Origin of the sequence: Sphingomonas sp. MS122, from assembly GCF_049532975.1 — a bacterium.
Lineage (GTDB): Bacteria > Pseudomonadota > Alphaproteobacteria > Sphingomonadales > Sphingomonadaceae > Sphingomonas.
On record NZ_CP186695.1, the window covers coordinates 79,148 to 95,764 of the forward strand.

The 16,617-nt window shown below is 69.5% G+C and carries 20 protein-coding genes; 12 read left to right on the forward strand and 8 right to left on the reverse strand.

Annotated elements, in window-relative coordinates; translation table 11 throughout:
• Nucleotides 1-69 precede the first annotated feature (69 nt).
• The gene (locus tag ACO227_RS00370; RefSeq protein WP_423604361.1) at nucleotides 70-1,080 is read left to right on the forward strand and encodes a cell wall hydrolase; all 1,011 of its coding nucleotides are present in this window, start codon (nucleotides 70-72) and stop codon (nucleotides 1,078-1,080) included.
• A 55-nt stretch (nucleotides 1,081-1,135) separates the two neighbouring features.
• On the opposite strand, the gene ACO227_RS00375 is transcribed toward ACO227_RS00370, so the two are convergent.
• The gene (locus ACO227_RS00375; RefSeq protein WP_423604363.1) at nucleotides 1,136-1,465 is read right to left on the reverse strand and encodes a hypothetical protein; all 330 of its coding nucleotides are present in this window, start codon (nucleotides 1,463-1,465) and stop codon (nucleotides 1,136-1,138) included.
• 206 nt (nucleotides 1,466-1,671) lie between these two features.
• On the opposite strand from ACO227_RS00375, the gene ACO227_RS00380 reads away from it, so the two are divergent.
• Nucleotides 1,672-1,899, forward strand: coding sequence for a hypothetical protein (locus ACO227_RS00380; protein WP_423604364.1), 228 nt, complete (start codon nucleotides 1,672-1,674; stop codon nucleotides 1,897-1,899).
• 45 nt (nucleotides 1,900-1,944) lie between these two features.
• Here the strand turns inward: ACO227_RS00380 and ACO227_RS00385 are convergent, their stop codons facing one another.
• A complete protein-coding gene (locus tag ACO227_RS00385; RefSeq protein ID WP_423604365.1) occupies nucleotides 1,945-2,511 on the reverse strand; it encodes a glycine zipper 2TM domain-containing protein in 567 nt (188 codons plus the stop codon).
• Nucleotides 2,512-2,590: 79 nt separating this feature from the next.
• Nucleotides 2,591-3,433, reverse strand: coding sequence for a class I mannose-6-phosphate isomerase (locus ACO227_RS00390; RefSeq protein WP_423604366.1), 843 nt, complete (start codon nucleotides 3,431-3,433; stop codon nucleotides 2,591-2,593).
• A 124-nt stretch (nucleotides 3,434-3,557) separates the two neighbouring features.
• Between ACO227_RS00390 and ACO227_RS00395 the strand changes: the two genes are divergently transcribed.
• The 3 genes from ACO227_RS00395 (at nucleotide 3,558) to ACO227_RS00405 (ending at nucleotide 7,257) form a co-directional block, all read left to right on the forward strand.
• Nucleotides 3,558-4,418, forward strand: coding sequence for an outer membrane protein assembly factor BamD (locus ACO227_RS00395; protein WP_423604367.1), 861 nt, complete (start codon nucleotides 3,558-3,560; stop codon nucleotides 4,416-4,418).
• An 83-nt stretch (nucleotides 4,419-4,501) separates the two neighbouring features.
• Nucleotides 4,502-6,163, forward strand: coding sequence for a DNA repair protein RecN (recN, locus tag ACO227_RS00400; protein ID WP_423604368.1), 1,662 nt, complete (start codon nucleotides 4,502-4,504; stop codon nucleotides 6,161-6,163).
• Complete coding sequence (locus ACO227_RS00405; RefSeq protein WP_423604369.1) at nucleotides 6,160-7,257, forward strand: M23 family metallopeptidase; 1,098 nt, start codon at nucleotides 6,160-6,162, stop codon at nucleotides 7,255-7,257. Before recN ends, ACO227_RS00405 begins: the two co-directional genes overlap by 4 nt.
• On the opposite strand, the gene ACO227_RS00410 is transcribed toward ACO227_RS00405, so the two are convergent.
• Nucleotides 7,254-7,829: a class I SAM-dependent methyltransferase gene (locus tag ACO227_RS00410; RefSeq protein ID WP_423604370.1), complete on the reverse strand. Its 576-nt coding sequence runs from the start codon at nucleotides 7,827-7,829 to the stop codon at nucleotides 7,254-7,256. The genes ACO227_RS00405 and ACO227_RS00410 overlap by 4 nt on opposite strands.
• The gene (locus ACO227_RS00415; RefSeq protein WP_423604371.1) at nucleotides 7,826-9,145 is read right to left on the reverse strand and encodes an APC family permease; all 1,320 of its coding nucleotides are present in this window, start codon (nucleotides 9,143-9,145) and stop codon (nucleotides 7,826-7,828) included. Before ACO227_RS00415 ends, ACO227_RS00410 begins: the two co-directional genes overlap by 4 nt.
• Nucleotides 9,146-9,376: 231 nt before the next feature.
• Between ACO227_RS00415 and ACO227_RS00420 the strand changes: the two genes are divergently transcribed.
• From ACO227_RS00420 to ACO227_RS00450, 7 genes are all read left to right on the forward strand, one after another.
• Nucleotides 9,377-11,122: a DUF885 domain-containing protein gene (locus ACO227_RS00420; RefSeq protein WP_423604372.1), complete on the forward strand. Its 1,746-nt coding sequence runs from the start codon at nucleotides 9,377-9,379 to the stop codon at nucleotides 11,120-11,122.
• A 57-nt stretch (nucleotides 11,123-11,179) separates the two neighbouring features.
• Nucleotides 11,180-11,914, forward strand: a complete 735-nt coding sequence (locus ACO227_RS00425) for a hypothetical protein (protein WP_423604373.1) — start codon at nucleotides 11,180-11,182, stop codon at nucleotides 11,912-11,914.
• A gap of 88 nt (nucleotides 11,915-12,002) precedes the next feature.
• Nucleotides 12,003-12,380, forward strand: a complete 378-nt coding sequence (gene crcB, locus ACO227_RS00430; RefSeq protein WP_423604374.1) for a fluoride efflux transporter CrcB — start codon at nucleotides 12,003-12,005, stop codon at nucleotides 12,378-12,380.
• Nucleotides 12,377-13,498: an RluA family pseudouridine synthase gene (locus tag ACO227_RS00435; protein WP_423604376.1), complete on the forward strand. Its 1,122-nt coding sequence runs from the start codon at nucleotides 12,377-12,379 to the stop codon at nucleotides 13,496-13,498. Before crcB ends, ACO227_RS00435 begins: the two co-directional genes overlap by 4 nt.
• Complete coding sequence (locus ACO227_RS00440) at nucleotides 13,495-14,154, forward strand: HAD-IA family hydrolase (RefSeq protein WP_423604378.1); 660 nt, start codon at nucleotides 13,495-13,497, stop codon at nucleotides 14,152-14,154. Before ACO227_RS00435 ends, ACO227_RS00440 begins: the two co-directional genes overlap by 4 nt.
• Nucleotides 14,151-14,372 (forward strand): hypothetical protein, encoded by a 222-nt coding sequence (locus ACO227_RS00445; RefSeq protein WP_423604380.1) that lies wholly within the window; start codon nucleotides 14,151-14,153, stop codon nucleotides 14,370-14,372. The genes ACO227_RS00440 and ACO227_RS00445 overlap by 4 nt, the downstream gene beginning before the upstream one ends.
• 3 nt (nucleotides 14,373-14,375) lie before the next feature.
• Nucleotides 14,376-15,065: an ATP12 family chaperone protein gene (locus ACO227_RS00450; protein WP_423604382.1), complete on the forward strand. Its 690-nt coding sequence runs from the start codon at nucleotides 14,376-14,378 to the stop codon at nucleotides 15,063-15,065.
• Here ACO227_RS00450 and ACO227_RS00455 read toward each other — a convergent pair.
• From ACO227_RS00455 to ACO227_RS00465, 3 genes are read right to left on the reverse strand one after another with little or no spacing between them, the layout of a single operon-like run.
• Entirely contained in the window at nucleotides 15,057-15,641 is a 585-nt protein-coding gene (locus ACO227_RS00455) for a hypothetical protein (RefSeq protein WP_423604384.1), read from the reverse strand. The two genes, ACO227_RS00450 and ACO227_RS00455, sit on opposite strands and share 9 nt — an antisense overlap.
• A gap of 31 nt (nucleotides 15,642-15,672) precedes the next feature.
• Complete coding sequence (gene gmk, locus ACO227_RS00460) at nucleotides 15,673-16,347, reverse strand: guanylate kinase (RefSeq protein ID WP_423604386.1); 675 nt, start codon at nucleotides 16,345-16,347, stop codon at nucleotides 15,673-15,675.
• 44 nt (nucleotides 16,348-16,391) lie between these two features.
• Nucleotides 16,392-16,589 (reverse strand): hypothetical protein, encoded by a 198-nt coding sequence (locus ACO227_RS00465; RefSeq protein ID WP_423604388.1) that lies wholly within the window; start codon nucleotides 16,587-16,589, stop codon nucleotides 16,392-16,394.
• Nucleotides 16,590-16,617 lie beyond the last annotated feature (28 nt).

The following is a 16,617-nucleotide window of genomic DNA, read 5'->3' on the forward strand; positions in this document are numbered from 1 at the left end:
CAGAAAATTCACCCCTTCCGCGCTATGCCCGCCGCCTGACGAGGCCATTGCCTCCCACGGGACACGGGCGTGCTGCGGCGATTCACGCGACTACAGCTTCGGGGCATCGCGGCGGCGCTTCTGGTGTCGCTGGTCGGCGCGGGCGTGTCCGCACAGGCCGGGCTCACCGCGCTGAGCGCCGGCGAAGGCCGTGCCCGCGTCGCCGGCCCGGCGCCAACCGGCTACGAAGCCGACGATCATTTTCCGGGCGCCGCTTACTATCACCTCGCCGCCGACGAAACCGCCGCGCCCGCCGCCGGGGTCACCGGCACCGTCGCGCTGCCCGACAGCCCGGCGCCCGAAAACGCCCTGCTCGATCCCACGCTGCGCCCTGCCGCGCCGTTCCAGCTGCGCGGCACTCCGCAGGACAAGGCGCGCGCGCTCGAATGCCTCACCACCGCAATCTATTACGAGGCGGCGAACGAGCCCGATGACGGCCAGCGTGCCGTCGCGCAGGTGATCCTCAACCGCGTCCGCCATCCGACCTTCCCCGCCACCGTATGCGGGGTGATCTACCAGGGCTCGGAAAAGGCCGGCTGCCAGTTCAGCTATGCCTGCGACGGGTCGATGGCCCGCCGCCCCGCGCGCGCCGCGCGGCAGCGCGCCGCGCGGGTCGCCGCCTCGGCGCTGGCGGGCGAGGTGTTCGCGCCGGTCGGCATGGCGACGCACTACCATACCTACGCCGTGACCCCGTCGTGGAACAAATCGCTGGTGATGACCGGCGTGTTCGGCGCGCATTTCTTCCACCGCTGGAAGGGCTGGTGGGGCACCGGCGCCGCCTTCAGCCAGGCCTATCGCGGCGGCGAGCCTTATCCGGGACCTCATCCGCGCGCCGTGACCGCCGCGGAGATCGCCGCGGCTGCTAACGCCGCGACGGTGCCGATGCCGCCTGCGGCCGGCCCGGCCGCGAAGCCGCGCACCGAGACCGCCGCGGTCCAGCGCGAATATGTCCGGAGCGGCGACGTCCTCCCGCAATATGCGGCGACGCCCGACTCGCAGGTCCTCGACAAGTGGAAGGACAGCGGCCAGCCGCTGCGCTGACGCGAAACGGCCCCCGCCCGGGGGCGGAGGCCGTCATTCGTCTTAAGTCGTCCGCTTAGCGGCGATGCTGCCAGTCGTGGCGCTCCCAGCGGATCTTGCGCGCCAGCATGTCGAAGCGGCGGTCGAGATCGTTGCGCTCCCAGCGCGTCAGGCCGGGGGCCGAGCGGCGGTAGCGATATTCGAGCTGCGCGATCCCGCGGAACTCGGCGCGCAGCCGCGCTGCCTCGCGACGGTTGAGCTGGCCGGTGCGCACGCCCTGGTCGATACGACGGTCGAGCTGCGCCTGGCGCTGGTTGATTCCCCACCAGCCCTGCTGGGCGCTCGCGGCGGGAATGGTGGCCGCGGCGACGCCGAGGCCGGCGATCAGAATGGCGATCTTCTTCATCTCTACTCTCCTCACTAAAACCGGACCGGCTCTGCGGTCGAATGCCGTTATCGGGACGGTCTGTCGCACCAGTTTCACGCAAATCGGGCTTTTGTGTCGCCGAGTGTCGCAGCCGCGAAACGTTCGTTCAGCTTCGTTGACGCGGCATGTGCCTTATATTGATAATACACCTTGTCAGATCGTTCCGGAGGTCCCATCTTCCTGCCATGCTGAACCTGCTTTCGATCCTCACCGGCATCGTCGCCTTGGTGATAGCGCTCATCGGTGTTCTTCCGATTCCGCTGCTGCCGCTCGTCAACTGGGTTGCCTTCCCCATTGCTGTGGTTGGGTTGGTGCTCGGCCTGCTGTCCAGCGGGACGTCGGGACGCAATCTCAATATCGTGGTGCTGCTGATCAGCGGGCTACGCCTGATGCTGACCGGGGGCCTCATCTGACGCAAACGGGGCCCGGCGAACCGGACCCCGCCCTCGCATCGGCGCTTAGCGGCAGCGCACGTTGCCGCGGTCGATCGACGCACCCAGCGCCGCGCCGCCCGCCGCACCCAGCAAGGTGCCGAGCACGCTCGAACGGCCGTTGGTCAGCGCATTGCCGAGCAGGCCGCCGGCGACGCCGCCCACGATCAAGCCGGTGGTGCCGTCGCTGGGGCGGCAATAGTAACGCCCGTTGCGGCCGCGATAGATGCGGTCGGCACGAGTCAGGCGGCGCTCCCGATAGTAGCGGCCATCGCGATAATATTCGTCCGCGTAATAATAACGCTGGCCGCGCGGCAACCGGTTCCAGTCATAGTTGCGGTAGCTGCGCCAGTCGCGGCGGTCGTCGCGATAATCGCGGCGCGCGTCGCGGACCTCGCGGCGATATTCGCGCTGCGCCTTGCGCACGTCGCGCGCGCTGTCGGCGTTGCGGACGTCGCGGCGATAGTCGCGCCGGGCGTCGCGAACCTCGTCGCGATACTCCTCGCGGCTTTCGCGCGGCGTCTGCTGTGCCATCGCCGGAATCGGGGTCAGAACCACCGATGCCAGCATCGCTGCAATGATCGGTGTACGCATGATCACTCTCCTGCCTTGTGATGCCGCCTCAACGGCTGGCCTCGGGCAGGGGTTGCGTGAACTTCAAACTACCGTCCGTTCATCCCGGAGCCAGCTTTTCCAGGCGCTTGTCCCCTGGATATGCGAACAGGACATCACTTCCGACCGCGGCGTGGACCTGCGCTTCGCCGGTCACGGTCACGCACTGGCCCGCCTGCCACGCCACGCCGTCGACCACGCCTTCGCCGCGCACCGGCACCAGCCAGCCGGTGACGCCCTCGGGCAGGATCGCCGTCCGCTCGCCGCCGGGCCAGCGCTCGAGCACGAATTTCGGCCCCTCGACCAGGATCGTCCGCCCCGGCTCGACCTCGCCCGGCATCGGCGCGGCGACGAACGGACGCGCGTCGGCGACGGCCACGCCGTCTTCGAGATGCAGTTCGCGCGGGCGGCCATAATCATAGAGGCGATAGGTCGTCTCGCTGTTCTGCTGCACCTCGATCAGCGTGATTCCGGCGCCGATCGCATGGATGGTGCGCGACGGCGCGTAGATGAAATCCCCCGCCTTGACCGGCTTCCAGTCGAGCAGCTGCTCGATCGACCCGTCGCGCGCCGCCCGGAGCAGCGTGTCGTCGTCGACCGGTTCATGCGTGCCGAGCGCGATCGTCGATTCGGGCTCGGCGTCGAGAATCACCCAGCATTCGTCCTTGCCGCGCGGCAATCCGCGAGCCCTCGCCTGGTCGTCGTCGGGATGCACCTGCACCGACAATTTCTCGCTGGTGAAGAGATACTTGATCAGCAGGTCGGGGGCGCTGTCGCCCGGCGTCTGGAACCAGATCTCGCCCACCGGCTCGCCGTCCGGCGCGGGATCGGCGAATCCCGGCCACAGCCGGTGCCGGCCCCAGGGTTTCTCCACCCGATGCGTGGCAAGAAGCGTTGCTGGCATTGGTCCTCCATAGAGGTGTCAGGGTCGCAGCGGCAACGCGTGATGGCTGGCCTCCGATCCGTCTCGCCGCAACCCTGGCCAAAAAACATTTCGCCCGTTCGCATCGCTCGGCTAAGAACCCGCCATGCGTATGCTTTCCACCCGTCCGCTCGCGCTGGTTCTCGTCGCGGCACTCGCTCTCCCGCTCGCCGCCTGCAACCGCGGCGGCGGCTCCCGCGCCGACCTGCCCTATGTCGCGCGCGACGTCGGCACGCTCTACACCGCGGCCAAGGACCGGCTCGACCGCGGCGAGTACAAGCTCGCCGCAGCGCTGTTCGATGAGGTCGAGCGCCAGCATCCCTATTCGATCTGGGCGCGACGCGCGCAGCTGATGGGCGCCTTCGCCTATTATCTCGACCGCAACTACACCCAGTCGATCCAGTCGGCGCAGCGCTTCCTCGCCGTCCACCCCGGCAACCGCGACGCGCCCTATGCCTATTATCTGATCGCGCTCAGCTATTACGAGCAGATCAGCGACGTGACGCGCGACCAGAAGATCACCCAGCAGGCGCTCGACGCGCTGGGCGAATTGAACCGCCGCTATCCCAACACCCGCTACGCCGCCGATGCGCGGCTCAAGATCGACCTCGTCCGCGATCACCTTGCGGGCAAGGAGATGGAGATCGGCCGCTATTACCAGGTGCGCGGCCAGTGGCTCGCCTCGATCATCCGCTTCCGCGCGGTCGTCGACAATTACCAGACGACCACGCACGCCCCGGAGGCGCTGATGCGCCTGACCGAGAGCTATCTCGCGCTCGGCGTGAAGGACGAGGCGAAGAAGGCGGCCGCCGTGCTCGGCGCCAACTATCCGGGCACGCAATGGTATGAGCGCGCCTATGAGCTGATCGGCAAGCATGGCGAGCCGGTGCCCGTCCCCGCCGCCACCGAACCCGCCGCGAAGCCCGAGCGCGACGAGACGCCGACTCCGGCGCCCGTGACCAACTGATTGCCGGACGTGCCGTACGTGACCGTACGGCACACGCGACAACCCCTCTCCCACAGCGGAACAAAAAGGGGTAACAGCGGCCGATGCTGACCGCGCTCAACATCCGCGACGTGGTGCTGATCGAGGCGCTCGACCTCGATTTTCACGCGGGCCTCGGCGTGCTCACCGGCGAGACCGGCGCGGGCAAGTCGATCCTGCTCGATTCGCTCGGCCTCGCGCTCGGCATGCGCGCCGATAGCGGCCTCGTCCGCCAGGGCGCCGCGCAGGCGGCGGTCGCCGCCACCTTCGAGCCCGCCGACCCCGCGCTCATCGGCGCGCTGCTCGCCGACAGCGGCCTCGACTATGACCCGAGCGAGCCGCTCACCATCCGCCGCATCGTCAAGGCCGATGGCGGCAGCCGCGCCTTCGTCAACGACCAGCCCGCCTCCGCCGGCCTGCTGCGCGAGCTTGGCCAGCAGCTCGTCGAGATCCACGGCCAGCACGACGATCGCGGCCTGCTCAATCCGCGCGGCCACCGCGCGCTGCTCGACAGCTTCGGCCGGCTCGATACCGGCGCGGTCGCGTCCGCGCACCGCGCCTTCCGCCAGGCCGAGGACGAACTCGCCGCCGCCCGCGCCGAGCAGGAAAACGCCGCGCGCGACCGCGAATGGCTCGAACATGCCGTCGCCGAGCTCACCGCGCTCGCCCCCGAGTCGGGCGAGGAGGAACACCTCGCCGAGCGCCGCGCGGCGATGCAGCGCGGCGAGAAGATCGCCGGCGAGCTTCAGGCGATCGCCGACCTGCTCGACGGCAGCGACGGCGCGCTCACTCGCCTGCGCCAGGCGGCGCGCATCCTCGAGCGTATCGCCGAGGATCATCCCGCGCTGACCGAAGCCCTCGCCGCGCTCGACCGCGCGCTGATCGAAGGCGGCGCGACTCAGGACAAGGTCGACGAGGCGGCCGAGGCGCTCGCCTTCGACCCGCAAGCGCTCGAGGCTGACGAAGCCCGCCTGTTCGAGCTGCGCGGCCTCGCGCGCAAGCACCGCGTCCAGCCCGACGACCTCGCCGAGCTCACCGAGACCCTCGCCGCGCGCCTGGCCCGGATCGAGGGCGGCGAGGACACGATCCACCGCCTCGAAGCCGCGCTGGCCGAAGCCGAGGCGGCCTACACCGCCGCCGCCGAAGCCCTCTCCACCGCCCGCACGTCCGCCGCGGCCCGGCTCGACGCCGCCGTCGCCGCCGAGCTCGCGCCGTTGAAGCTCGACGCCGCCCGTTTCCGCACAATGGTCGAGCCGCTGCCGCGCGAGCAATGGTCCGCCTCGGGCCGCGACCGGGTCGAGTTCGAGGTTTCGACCAATCCCGGCGCCCCCTTCGCCCCGCTGATCAAGATCGCCTCGGGCGGCGAGCTCTCGCGCTTCATCCTCGCGCTCAAGGTCGCGCTCGCCGAGGAAGGCGGCGCCCGCACGCTGATCTTCGACGAGATCGACCGCGGCGTCGGCGGCGCCGTCGCAAGCGCCATCGGCGAACGCCTCGCGCGTCTCGCGACCGGCGCGCAACTGCTCGTCGTCACCCACAGCCCGCAGGTCGCGGCGCGCGGCGGGCATCACCTGCTCATCGCCAAGAGCCATGACGGCATCGTCACCCGCACCGGCGTGCGCGCGCTCGACGACGGCGCGCGGCGCGAGGAGATCGCACGCATGCTCTCCGGCGCGACGATCACCGACGAGGCACGCGCCCAGGCCGAGCGCCTGCTCGAGGCCGCATGATCCGCTTCCCCCCGCTCGCCGCGCTTGCGCTCGTTGCCCCCGTGAGCGCGCAGATGCCGATCTCGGCGGAGCTCACCCTCCTCGCCCCGCCCGCGACGCTGGTCCGCGCCGACGGCACGCAGATCGCCTATGAGATCCGCGTCGCCAGCTTCCACCGCTCGCCGATGCGCCTCCAGACGCTCGAGATCCTCGATGGCGAGGGCCGTCCGCTGGCCCGCTACGAGGGGACGCAGCTCACCGCGCTGATCGGCGGCCAATGGATGGCGGAGGATGCCGACCGCACGCTCCTCGCCCCCGCCGCGCATGCGCTGGTCTTCGTCAACATGCCCGTCGCGCGTCCCGTCGCCGCGGTCCGCCATCGCCTCACCTATACCGTCGGGGAGCGCCCGCCGGTCACCGTCGAGAGCGCCTCTCGCGCCGTCGCTCCCGCGCCGCGGCCCTTCGGTCCGCCCTTGCGCGGCGGGACCTGGTCCGCGATCTACGCCCCGGCGATGGAGTTCGGCCATCGCCGCTACGTCTACGCCGCCGGCGGCGTCCCGCGCGTCCCCGGCCGCTTCGCGGTCGACTTCTTCCATGCCGAGCGGAACCCCAAGGAACCGCGCTACGCCGCCGATCCCGGCTTCGGCGCGGAGGTGATCGCCGTCGCCGACGGCACCGTCGTCGCCGCGCGCGACGATTTCGCCGACCCCGTCCAGCGCGACCCCGAGGAGCGCGTCGCGCCCGAGAACGCCACCGGCAACTATCTCGCGCTCGACATCGGCGCCAATGAATCGGGCGGGCGCCGGATCGTGTTCTACGAGCATTTGAAACAGGGCCTCGCGGTCAAGCGCGGCGACCGCGTCCGTCGCGGCCAGCTGCTCGGCCGAGTCGGCGCCACCGGTCAGGTCGGCGGCACGCACCTCCACTTCCACGTTGCCGACACCAACTCGCCGCTCGGTGCCGAGGGCCTGCCGTTCAGCCTCGCCGCCTTCGAGCAGGTGGGCGCCTGGAAGACGATCGACCAGGCCTTCTCGGGCGAGCGCTGGCAGTCCACTGCACCACGCCGCTTCACCAACGCGATGCCGTCGCCGAACGTGGTCGCGCGCTTCCCCTAAAGGCCTTTCGGCTTCTCACCCTTGGCCGGCACGCGCCAGAAATAGACCATTCGCCCGTTGACGTCGCGCTCCGCCTCGGGCTCCCACTCGCCCATGCGGAAGGCGTGGCTGACGATCCGGGTGCCGGGCTTCAGCTCCGCCAGCAGCTTGGGCCGCAATTTCTCGTTGAGCGTGTCGAGCAGGTACAGCGTGATCACGCTCGCGTCGCTGAAATCGCTGGTGAACAGGTCAGCCTGCTTGAAGGTGACCTTGCCCTCGACGCCCTGCGCCCTGGCGTTGGCATTGGCCTCCTTGATCCGCTGCGGATCGATGTCGATCCCCGTCGCCTTGACCTTGGCCCGCTTGACCGCGGCGATCGGGATGCGCCCGTCGCCCGATCCCAGGTCGTAGAGCACGTCGCCGTCCTTGACCTGCGCCATGTCGAGCATCGCCTCGACCACTTCGGGCGGGGTCGGCACGAAGATCACGTCGGGCGTTCGGCTCTCCTGCACCGCAACGGGTGTCGAGGCGGGCGGCGCGACCAGCACGCTCCCCCCCAGCACCAGCGCGGCAGTGGTGATGATCAGCTTCATGGCGACATCTCCTCTTCAGGCTTCAGGAACAGCAGCAGGACGGCGCCCGCGCCCAGCACGGCAACCCCGGCGAGCGCGCCCCAGCCGGTATAGGCCAGGCTCGACCACAGCAGATACGCGGTCGTCGCGCAGAACAGCGCGGGCACGACCGGATACAGCGGCACCCGGAACGGCCGCTCCACCTGCGGATAACGCCGCCGCAGCACGAATAGTGCCAGGCCGACGAGCAGCAGGAACAGCCAGAAGACCGGCGCGGTATATTCCACGGCCAACCGAAACCCGTCGCGCGCGAACCCGCCCGCGATCACCAGCGCGAGCGCGATCGCGCCCTGTGCCGCCAGTGCGTTGCCCGGCGTGTCGCGTCGCATGTCCCAGCGCCCGAGCCAGCGCAGCGCGCCGAACCGCTGGCCGAGCGCGCAGGCGGTGCGTCCGCCGGTGATCGCGGTCGCGTTGGCGCTGGTCAGCGCGGCCACGGCCACCGCCGCGCTGATCGCCGCCGCGCCGCCCTCGCCCAGCGCGCGCCGCATCACCTCGGCCGCCACCGCGTCCGATCCCGCCATCGCTCCCATGCCCAGCGAATTGAGCGCGGCGAGGTTGACCAGCACATAGAGCAAGGTGACCAGCGCGAGCGCCAGGCTCATGATCGCGCCGATCCGTCGCGGCGCGTCCTTCATCTCGGCCGAGACGTACACCGCCTCGCTCCACCCGCCATAAGCGAGCAGCACGAACACCATCATCAGCCCGATCGCACCGCCCCCGCTCGCCGGCGCGGGCGCGGTGCCCGCCGGCGCGACCATGAACCCGGCGACGATGATCGCCACCAGTCCCGCCACCTCGACCAGGGTCAGCCAGCGCTGCATCGCCGCGCCCCAGCGGATGCCGAGCCAGTTGACCGCGCTCACCGCGATCACCGCGATTCCCGCCCAGATCGCCGGGCCAGCGGATCCGAGCGGCGCGATCACCTGGAGATAGTCGCCGACGATGAACGCCAGCAGCGCCAGCGACCCGGTCTGGATCACCGCGAGCCGCGCCCAGGCATAGAGGAACGCCAGCCGCTCGCCATAGGCCCGGCCGAGGAAATGATAGTCCCCGCCCATGTGCGGCCACGCCGCCGCCAGTTCGGCATAGCAGAGCGCGCCGACGATCGAGAGCAGCCCGCCCGCGACCCACGCCGCGATCATCGTCGCGCTGTCGGGCGCCACCCCCGCGACCAGCGCCGGGGTGCGAAAGATGCCGGCGCCGACCACGATGCCGACGGTCAGCGCGAAAACGTCGAGATTGCCGAGCGTGCGGCGCGGAGTGGCGGCCTCTGTCATCGGGCTTCGGACACGCGGCTACACTCCCTCGACCTGCGACGCGGGGACGGCCAAGGGTCAACCGGCCGCGCCCGTTTCGGTTCCGTAACCTGCTCCTATTCGCGGCGGAAGGTTGCAATGTTGGAGTTGGTCTGCTTGCCTCGCGCCATGACGATCCTCCCCCGCCGCCGCTCGCAGCCCCGTTTGACAGCCTCGCGTGACAACCCCTCAAAACCGTCAACTTTGTCAACTTTGTCAACTTGCGCCGCCGCGCTGCTGATCCTCGCGACGCCCGCGATCGCGTCTCCTTCGGACGACCTGCGCGCGCTGCTCGACGAGCATTTCGCGTGGGTGCAGAAGGAGAATCCGGGCTTCGCGCTGTCGATCGGCAATACCGAGTACGCGACCGAGGTCGGCGACGTCTCGCTCGCCGCCGAGGATCGCCGCGCCGCGGCCGAGGCCGCGTTCCTGAAGCGCCTCGACGCGATCCCCGATGCCGGCCTCTCCCCCGCCGAGCGCACCGACAAGGCGATTCTCAAGCGCCTGCTCGCCGAGAGCGTCGAGTCGAACAGCTACGGCCAGCGCACGATGCTGTTCACCAGCTACTCCAACCCGTGGCAGGGCGCCGCCGGGCAGGCCGACCGCACCGCCTTTCGCCGCAAGGCCGACTACGCCAACTATCTGACGCGCCTCGAGCAGTTCCCCAAGACCAATGACGAGCTGATCGCCATCACCGCGCAGGCGGTGAAGGGCGGCTATGTCCAGCCCTGCGTCAGCCTGGTCGGGTTCGAGAAGACGATCACCGGGGTGATCCAGGAAGATCCCGTCAAGTCGCGCTTCTATTCGCCCTTCGCCCGACCCAAGCCGGCCGACGCCACCGACGCCGAATGGGCCGCGCTGCAGGCACGAGCGAAGAAGATCGTCACCGGCTCGATCAACCCGGCCTATGCGAAGGCCGCGCAATTCTACCGCACGACCTACGAGCCCAAATGCGCCAAGGCGGTCGGGGTCTCGGCCCAGCCCGGCGGCGCGAAATACTACGCCTTCCGCATTCGCCAGCTCACCACCACCGACTATACCGCCGATCAGATCCACAGGATCGGCCTCGACGAGGTCGCGCGCATCCGCGCCGAGATGGCGAAGGTCGCCAAGGACGCCGGCTACCCCAGCCGCGAAGCGTTCGTGCAGGAGCTGCGCACCAACCCCAAATATTACGCCAAGTCCGCCGAGGAACTGATGGCGGCCGCCGCCTTCCAGGCCAAGACGATCGACGGCCTGATGCCGGGATTCTTCTACAAGATGCCGCGCCTGCCCTATGGCCTCAAGCGCATCCCAGCCGAGACCGCCGAGGGCACCACCACCGCCTATTACGGCCCGGGTAACCCGCAGCTCGGCCTCGCCGGCAATTATTTCGTCAACACCTCGAAGCTCGATCAGCGCCCGCTCTACGAGCTGCCCGCGCTGACCGCGCACGAGGCGGTGCCCGGCCATCACCACCAGATCGCGCTCCAGCAGGAGATGGAGACGAGCAAGTTCCGCCGCCATCTCGCCAGCTTCACCGCCTTCACCGAAGGCTGGGGCCTCTACTCCGAGCGGATCGGGATCGAGATGGGCCTGTACGACACGCCCGAGAAGCAGATGGGCCGCCTATCCTACGAGATGTGGCGCGCCTGCCGCCTCGTGGTCGACACCGGGATCCACTCCAAGGGCTGGACCAAGGAGCAGGCGGTCAAGTTCATGCTCGACAACACCGCGCTGTCCGCGGCGAACATCGACGCGGAGGTCAATCGCTACATCAGCTGGCCCGCCCAGGCGCTCGGCTACAAGCTCGGGGAGATCAAGATCCGCGAGCTGCGCGCCCGCGCCGAGAAGGCGCTGGGGGCGAAGTTCGACCTCAAGGGCTTCCATGATGCCGTGCTGGGGCAAGGCGCGGTTCCGCTCGACGTGCTCGACGCGCAGATCGAGGCCTGGATCACGGCGGAGAAGGCCAAGGGTTAGGCCAACGCTTCCTTAACTCTGTCCTGTCATCACGCAACGCGAATGGGGAGCTTCACGATGATCCGCCGGGCCAGTGCCATCGTCCTGTTGCCGCTCGTCCTCGCCGCGTGCGGCGGCGGCGCGGACAACCAGAGTGTCGCTGCGCTCGACAATGAGATCACCGCGAACACCGCCGATCCGGCGCTGATGGGCGCACTGCAGGACCAGATCATGGTCGATCCCCAGCTCGCCGGCCAGGCCAACAAGGACGCGATCCGCCCCGCCAGCCAGCCCTATTCGGCGCCCGTCCCCTCGGAGACCGTCGCCGCCGCCAAGGCCGCGATGCCCAAGGAGGGCGAGCTGCTCAAGGCGCCCGCGCCGAGCGGCAAGTGCGAGGCATGCGACGTGCAGGACCGGGCGATCACGCTCGGCAGCCTCGCCGCGCAGCAGAAGGACAAGCGCACCGCCGGCTGTGCTGCCAAGCTCAACTATTCGGCGGGCTGGGCCGCGCGCCTGCCCGCCGGCATGCCGCTCCATCCCCAGGCCCGCGTCACCGAGGCGGCCGGGGCGCAGGACGCGCAATGCGCACTTCGGGTAGTAAGCTTCTCGACACCTCAGCCGCTGCAGACCATGATCGACTGGTACTACACCCGGGCGGTCAAGGCCGGTTTCTCGGCCGAGCATCAAGCGAAGGACGGGCAACATGTTCTCGGCGGCACGCGTGGCCGCGACGGCTCGGCTTATGTCGTGATGCTCTCGGCCCGCGCCGATGGCGGCACGGATCTGGATCTCGTCGCCAACGGCGGCAACTGAGTTTCTCCCGGGGACGGCGCGAAAGCGTCGTCCCCACCCAATTTCGGGCCACCTTGGTTCCGCCTCGCTTTCCGGCTAGTGCCGCGGGATGAACCACCTCCTCCTCGTCATGCTCGGCGGCGCGATCGGCGCCGGGGCGCGACACCTGACCGGCCGCGCCGCGCTCGCTTTGTGGGGGCCGGGCTTTCCCTGGGGCACACTGATCGTGAACCTCGTGGGCGGCATGCTGATGGGCCTGCTCGCCGGCTGGCTCGCGGCGCGGTCGAGCGGGGACGAAGCGCTGCGCTACCTGCTCGGCGTCGGCGTGCTCGGCGGCTACACCACCTTCTCCGCCTTCTCGCTCGAGACCGCCAACATGCTCCAGCGCGGCGACCATGGCGTCGCCCTGCTCTACATCCTCGCCTCGGTGGTCGGCTCGATCGCCGCGCTGTTCGCCGGCCTTCAGCTTGCCCGGGTGACGGTATGAGCGACGCCAATGTCCGCCAATTCACCGTCGGCATCGACGATGACGGCATCCGGCTCGACCGCTGGTTCAAGCGGCATCTGCCCGACACCAGCTTCAACATCGTCTCGCGCTGGGCGCGCACCGGCCAGCTCCGCCTCGATGGCGCGCGCGCCACGCCGGGCGAGCGCATCCAGGCCGGCCAGGTGATTCGCGTCCCCCCGGCCGAGGCCCCGCAACCCGCCGCCGCCAAGCCCAGAAAGGCGCGTCCGCAACTCACGCCCGAGCAAATCGAATTCGCCGAATCGATGGTGATCCACCGCGACGCACAGGCGATCGTGCTCAACAAGCCGCCGGGCCTCGCGACGCAGGGCGGCACCAAGACTCACGACCATGTCGACCAGCTGCTCGACGGCCTCTATTTCGACCTCGATACGCGGCCCAAGCTCGTCCACCGGCTCGACAAGGACACGTCGGGCGCGCTGGTCCTCGCCCGTACCGCTCGCGCCGCCGCCTATTTCTCGAAGAGCTTCTCGGGCCGCACCGCACGCAAGACTTATTGGGCGGTGGTGGTCGGCGTGCCGAGCATCGAGGATGGCTTCATCGACCTCCCCCTCGCCAAGCAGCCCGGCACCGGCGGCGAGAAGATGCATGTCGACGAGGAAGAGGGCCAGCCCGCGCGCACGCGCTATCGGGTGATCGATCGAGCAGGCAACCGTGCAGCCTGGGTCGAGCTTCAGCCGCACACCGGACGCACCCACCAGCTGCGCGTCCACATGGCGGCGATCGGGCATCCGATCGTCGGCGACGGGAAGTACGGCCTCGCCGAGGCGTTCCTCTCGGGTAGCATCTCGCGCAAGATGCACCTCCATTCGCGCCGTATCCGCATCGACCATCCGGACGGCGGCAAGCTCGACGTCACCGCCGATCTCCCCACCCATTTCGCCGAGACGCTGGCGAGCCTCGGCTTCGACATCGCCGACGGCGACAATCTGCCCGTCGACGAAAAGGCCCCGCCGACCCGCGAGCAGGAAAAGGCCAAGGCCAAGGCCCACGCCAAGACCGTGCGCAAGGAACGCCGCGGCGAGCGGCGCGGCCGGGGTGACAAGCCGGCGAAGCCCGGGAAGCCCAAGAAGAAATGAACCGCCTCGCCGTGTTCGACTGCGACGGCACGCTCGTCGATTCGCAAGCCAATATCTGCCGCGCGATGGAGGCGTGCTTCGCCACCCACCGGCTCGATCCGCCGCACCGCAATTCGATCCGCCGCATCGTCGGCCTCAGCCTGATCCCGGCGATCGCCGCGCTGCTCCCCGACGCCGATGCGCGCCAGCACGAGGCGATGGCGGAGGATTACAAGCGCGCCTTCCACGCGATGCGCGCCGACCGTGCGCTCGATCCCGAGCCGCTGTTCGACGGCGTGGCCGAGGCGATCGCGGTGCTCGACGATGCCGACTGGATGCTCGGCGTCGCCACCGGCAAGTCCGACCGCGGCCTCGCGCTGATCCTCGAGCATCATGGCCTGACGCACCGCTTCGTCACGCTGCAGACCGCCGACCGCCACCCCTCCAAGCCGCACCCGGCGATGCTCGAGGCCGCGATCGCCGAAGCCGGCGCCGCGCCGGAGACCACCGCGATGATCGGCGACACCAGCTTCGACATCGCAATGGCGCTCAATGCCGGCACGCACGCGGTCGGGGTTGCGTGGGGCTATCACGAAGCGCATGAATTGACGGCAGCCGGCGCCCGCCACGTCTCCACGCACGCGCGCGACCTGCCTGCGCTGCTGGAGGCGTTATGACCGAGGATCCCGCCCGCAACCGCTATTTCGCGATGGTCTTCGCCGAGATGCTGGCCGTGGCCGGCGCGGTGTTCGGCCTGGCGATCATGGCCAAGACCGACACGATGTGGCTGCGCATCCTCGGCGCCGCGATCCTGCTCTCGGGCCTCTACTGCATCGCCGTCGTCCCCCGCGCGATGGCACGCCGCTGGCGCACCCCGACCACGCCGGACCCGTAATTCATGAAGCGTTTCTGGAAGGACGCCGCCGCCATTCCAGCGGCGGGCGGCCACGACATCCATCTCGACGGCAGGCCGGTCCGCACGCCCGGCCGCGTCCCGCTCACCTTGCCCACGCTCGCGCTGGCGGAGGCGGTGGCCGAAGAGTGGCGCGCGGTCGGCGAGACGATCGATCCGCGCGCGATGCCGCTCACCGGCCTCGCCAACGCCGCGATCGACCGCATCGCGCCCGATTCCGCGACCTTCGCCGCCGGCCTCGCCAAGTATGGCGAGAGCGACCTGCTCTGCTACCGCGCCGACCACCCGCTCGAATTGCAGTTGCGCCAGCAGGCCGCTTGGGACCCGCTGCTCGACTGGGCGCGCGCCCGCTACGGCGTGGATCCGGTCACCACCACCGGCGTGATGCACCGCCCGCAGTCGCCCGAGACGATCGCCAAGCTCGCCGAGGCGGTCGCCGCGCGCTCCCCGTTCGAGCTGGCGGCGCTGTCGCCACTCGTCACCGTCACCGGTTCGCTGATCGCCGCACTGGCGCTGCTCGAAGGCGCGGCGACGCCCGAGGACATCTGGTCCGCCGCCAATCTCGACGAGGACTGGCAGGCCGAGCATTGGGGGGAGGACGATCTCGCCCGCAAGGCCCGCGCCGCGCGCCGCGCCGATTTCGACGCGGGCGCGTGCTTCCTGTCCTTACTCTAGCGGCGCTTCGGCCGGCGTCGCCGCCGCTACCACCGGTTTCGGCAGCAGCCACGCGATCACCGCGCCTGCCGCCAGCCATCCGGCGACCTCGCTGATCCATAGATAGACGAAATAGCCCCATGGCGCATGATTGAAGATCGGCTGGCCGAGCTGGCTGTAGGCGGTGATCGCGACTGCGAATAGCCCGACCACCGTCACCCGTCCGCCGAAGCTCATCCCAACCGTCACCCGCACCAGCACGAACGCGAGCAGCAGCGCGCAGACGATTCCCAGGATCAGGCCGCTGATCAGCGCCGCGGTGTCGGGCAATGCGAAGCCGTGCGCGTTGAACAGCACCATCGCCACCGGCCCCTGGCCGTACATCTGCGTGCCCGAAGGCGTGCCCGGCCACGGGATGGGATAGGCGCCGCTTCCCGTCGGCCCGAGATGCTGCGCCAGCGCCGCCTGCACCGAAGCGCTCGCGGCGTCGCCGGTGCCGGTCACCGCGATCAGGCTGAGCGGCGTTCCCCAGAAAATGAAGCCGACGATCCACATGGCGATCCCGCCCAGCAGGCCACCCAGAACAGCTCTTGGCATCTTGCCTCTCCCCTTGTTCAGGGGACGCAGCCTAGCGCGACGCCAGCCCCATGGCGACCGCTTCTTCCTGCCGCTCGCGGATGAACCCGATCAGGCCCGGCTTGCGCGAGCGCTTCTCGCGCTCGGCCTGCAGGATCGTATGGACCTTCTCGAAGCACGCATCCAGGTCGTCGTTGACCACGACATAGTCATAGCCGTCCCAGTGGCTGAGCTCGCGTTCGGCGCGCTTCATGCGGTATTGGATCACGTCCTCGCTGTCGGTGTTGCGGTCGCGCAGGCGCTTTTCCAGCTCGGTGAGCGAGGGCGGCACGATGAACACGCGCACCACGTCGCCGCCCTCGAGCTGGAACAGCTGCTGCGCGCCCTGCCAGTCGACGTCGAACAGCACGTCCTGCCCCTCGGCCAGCATCTTCTTCACCGGCGCGCGCGGCGTGCCGTAGCGATAGTTGAAGACGTGCGCCCATTCGAGGAACTCGTGCCGCGCGGCCATTTCCTTGAACGTCTCGGTGCTCACGAAATGATATTCGCGCCCATCCTGCTCGCCCTCGCGGATCGGCCGGGTGGTCGCGGAGATGGAGATGCCCATGGCCGGCTCGGCCTCGAGCAGCTTGCGCGCGATGGTCGACTTGCCCGCGCCGGAGGGCGAGGAGAGCACGAACAGCACCCCCCTGCGATCGAATTCGAACTTGGATTCGCGATGCGCCATGCCCGCCATTGGCGCGGGCACGCCTTGTCCGTCAAGCGGCGGCGTTACTTGCCGCGCGACGCCTTGCGCCGGTCATACATCTTCTTGGCCACATAAGCCCCGCCCAGCGCCAGTCCGAGCGGCCCCAGTCGCTTCATCGCGCCCGCCGCCAGCCAGCCGAGCGCGGCACCCTTGGCGCCGCCGCTGCCGTCGCGCCGATCGATCTCGCGTCCGACCAATGCACCGATAACCTTGCCGATCATGCTGATTCCTTTTGACTTTGTTCGGACC

Coding starts and splice junctions, on each gene's coding strand:
- ACO227_RS00375 (WP_423604363.1), bottom strand. CDS start 1,465: ATGAAGAAGATCGCCATTCTGATCGCCGGCCTCGGCGTCGCCGCGGCC.
- ACO227_RS00380 (WP_423604364.1), top strand. CDS start 1,672: ATGCTGAACCTGCTTTCGATCCTCACCGGCATCGTCGCCTTGGTGATA.
- ACO227_RS00385 (WP_423604365.1), bottom strand. CDS start 2,511: ATGCGTACACCGATCATTGCAGCGATGCTGGCATCGGTGGTTCTGACC.
- ACO227_RS00390 (WP_423604366.1), bottom strand. CDS start 3,433: ATGCCAGCAACGCTTCTTGCCACGCATCGGGTGGAGAAACCCTGGGGC.
- ACO227_RS00395 (WP_423604367.1), top strand. CDS start 3,558: ATGCGTATGCTTTCCACCCGTCCGCTCGCGCTGGTTCTCGTCGCGGCA.
- recN (WP_423604368.1), top strand. CDS start 4,502: ATGCTGACCGCGCTCAACATCCGCGACGTGGTGCTGATCGAGGCGCTC.
- ACO227_RS00405 (WP_423604369.1), top strand. CDS start 6,160: ATGATCCGCTTCCCCCCGCTCGCCGCGCTTGCGCTCGTTGCCCCCGTG.
- ACO227_RS00410 (WP_423604370.1), bottom strand. CDS start 7,829: ATGAAGCTGATCATCACCACTGCCGCGCTGGTGCTGGGGGGGAGCGTG.
- ACO227_RS00415 (WP_423604371.1), bottom strand. CDS start 9,145: ATGACAGAGGCCGCCACTCCGCGCCGCACGCTCGGCAATCTCGACGTT.
- ACO227_RS00425 (WP_423604373.1), top strand. CDS start 11,180: ATGATCCGCCGGGCCAGTGCCATCGTCCTGTTGCCGCTCGTCCTCGCC.
- crcB (WP_423604374.1), top strand. CDS start 12,003: ATGAACCACCTCCTCCTCGTCATGCTCGGCGGCGCGATCGGCGCCGGG.
- ACO227_RS00435 (WP_423604376.1), top strand. CDS start 12,377: ATGAGCGACGCCAATGTCCGCCAATTCACCGTCGGCATCGACGATGAC.
- ACO227_RS00440 (WP_423604378.1), top strand. CDS start 13,495: ATGAACCGCCTCGCCGTGTTCGACTGCGACGGCACGCTCGTCGATTCG.
- ACO227_RS00445 (WP_423604380.1), top strand. CDS start 14,151: ATGACCGAGGATCCCGCCCGCAACCGCTATTTCGCGATGGTCTTCGCC.
- ACO227_RS00450 (WP_423604382.1), top strand. CDS start 14,376: ATGAAGCGTTTCTGGAAGGACGCCGCCGCCATTCCAGCGGCGGGCGGC.
- ACO227_RS00455 (WP_423604384.1), bottom strand. CDS start 15,641: ATGCCAAGAGCTGTTCTGGGTGGCCTGCTGGGCGGGATCGCCATGTGG.
- gmk (WP_423604386.1), bottom strand. CDS start 16,347: ATGGCGCATCGCGAATCCAAGTTCGAATTCGATCGCAGGGGGGTGCTG.
- ACO227_RS00465 (WP_423604388.1), bottom strand. CDS start 16,589: ATGATCGGCAAGGTTATCGGTGCATTGGTCGGACGCGAGATCGATCGG.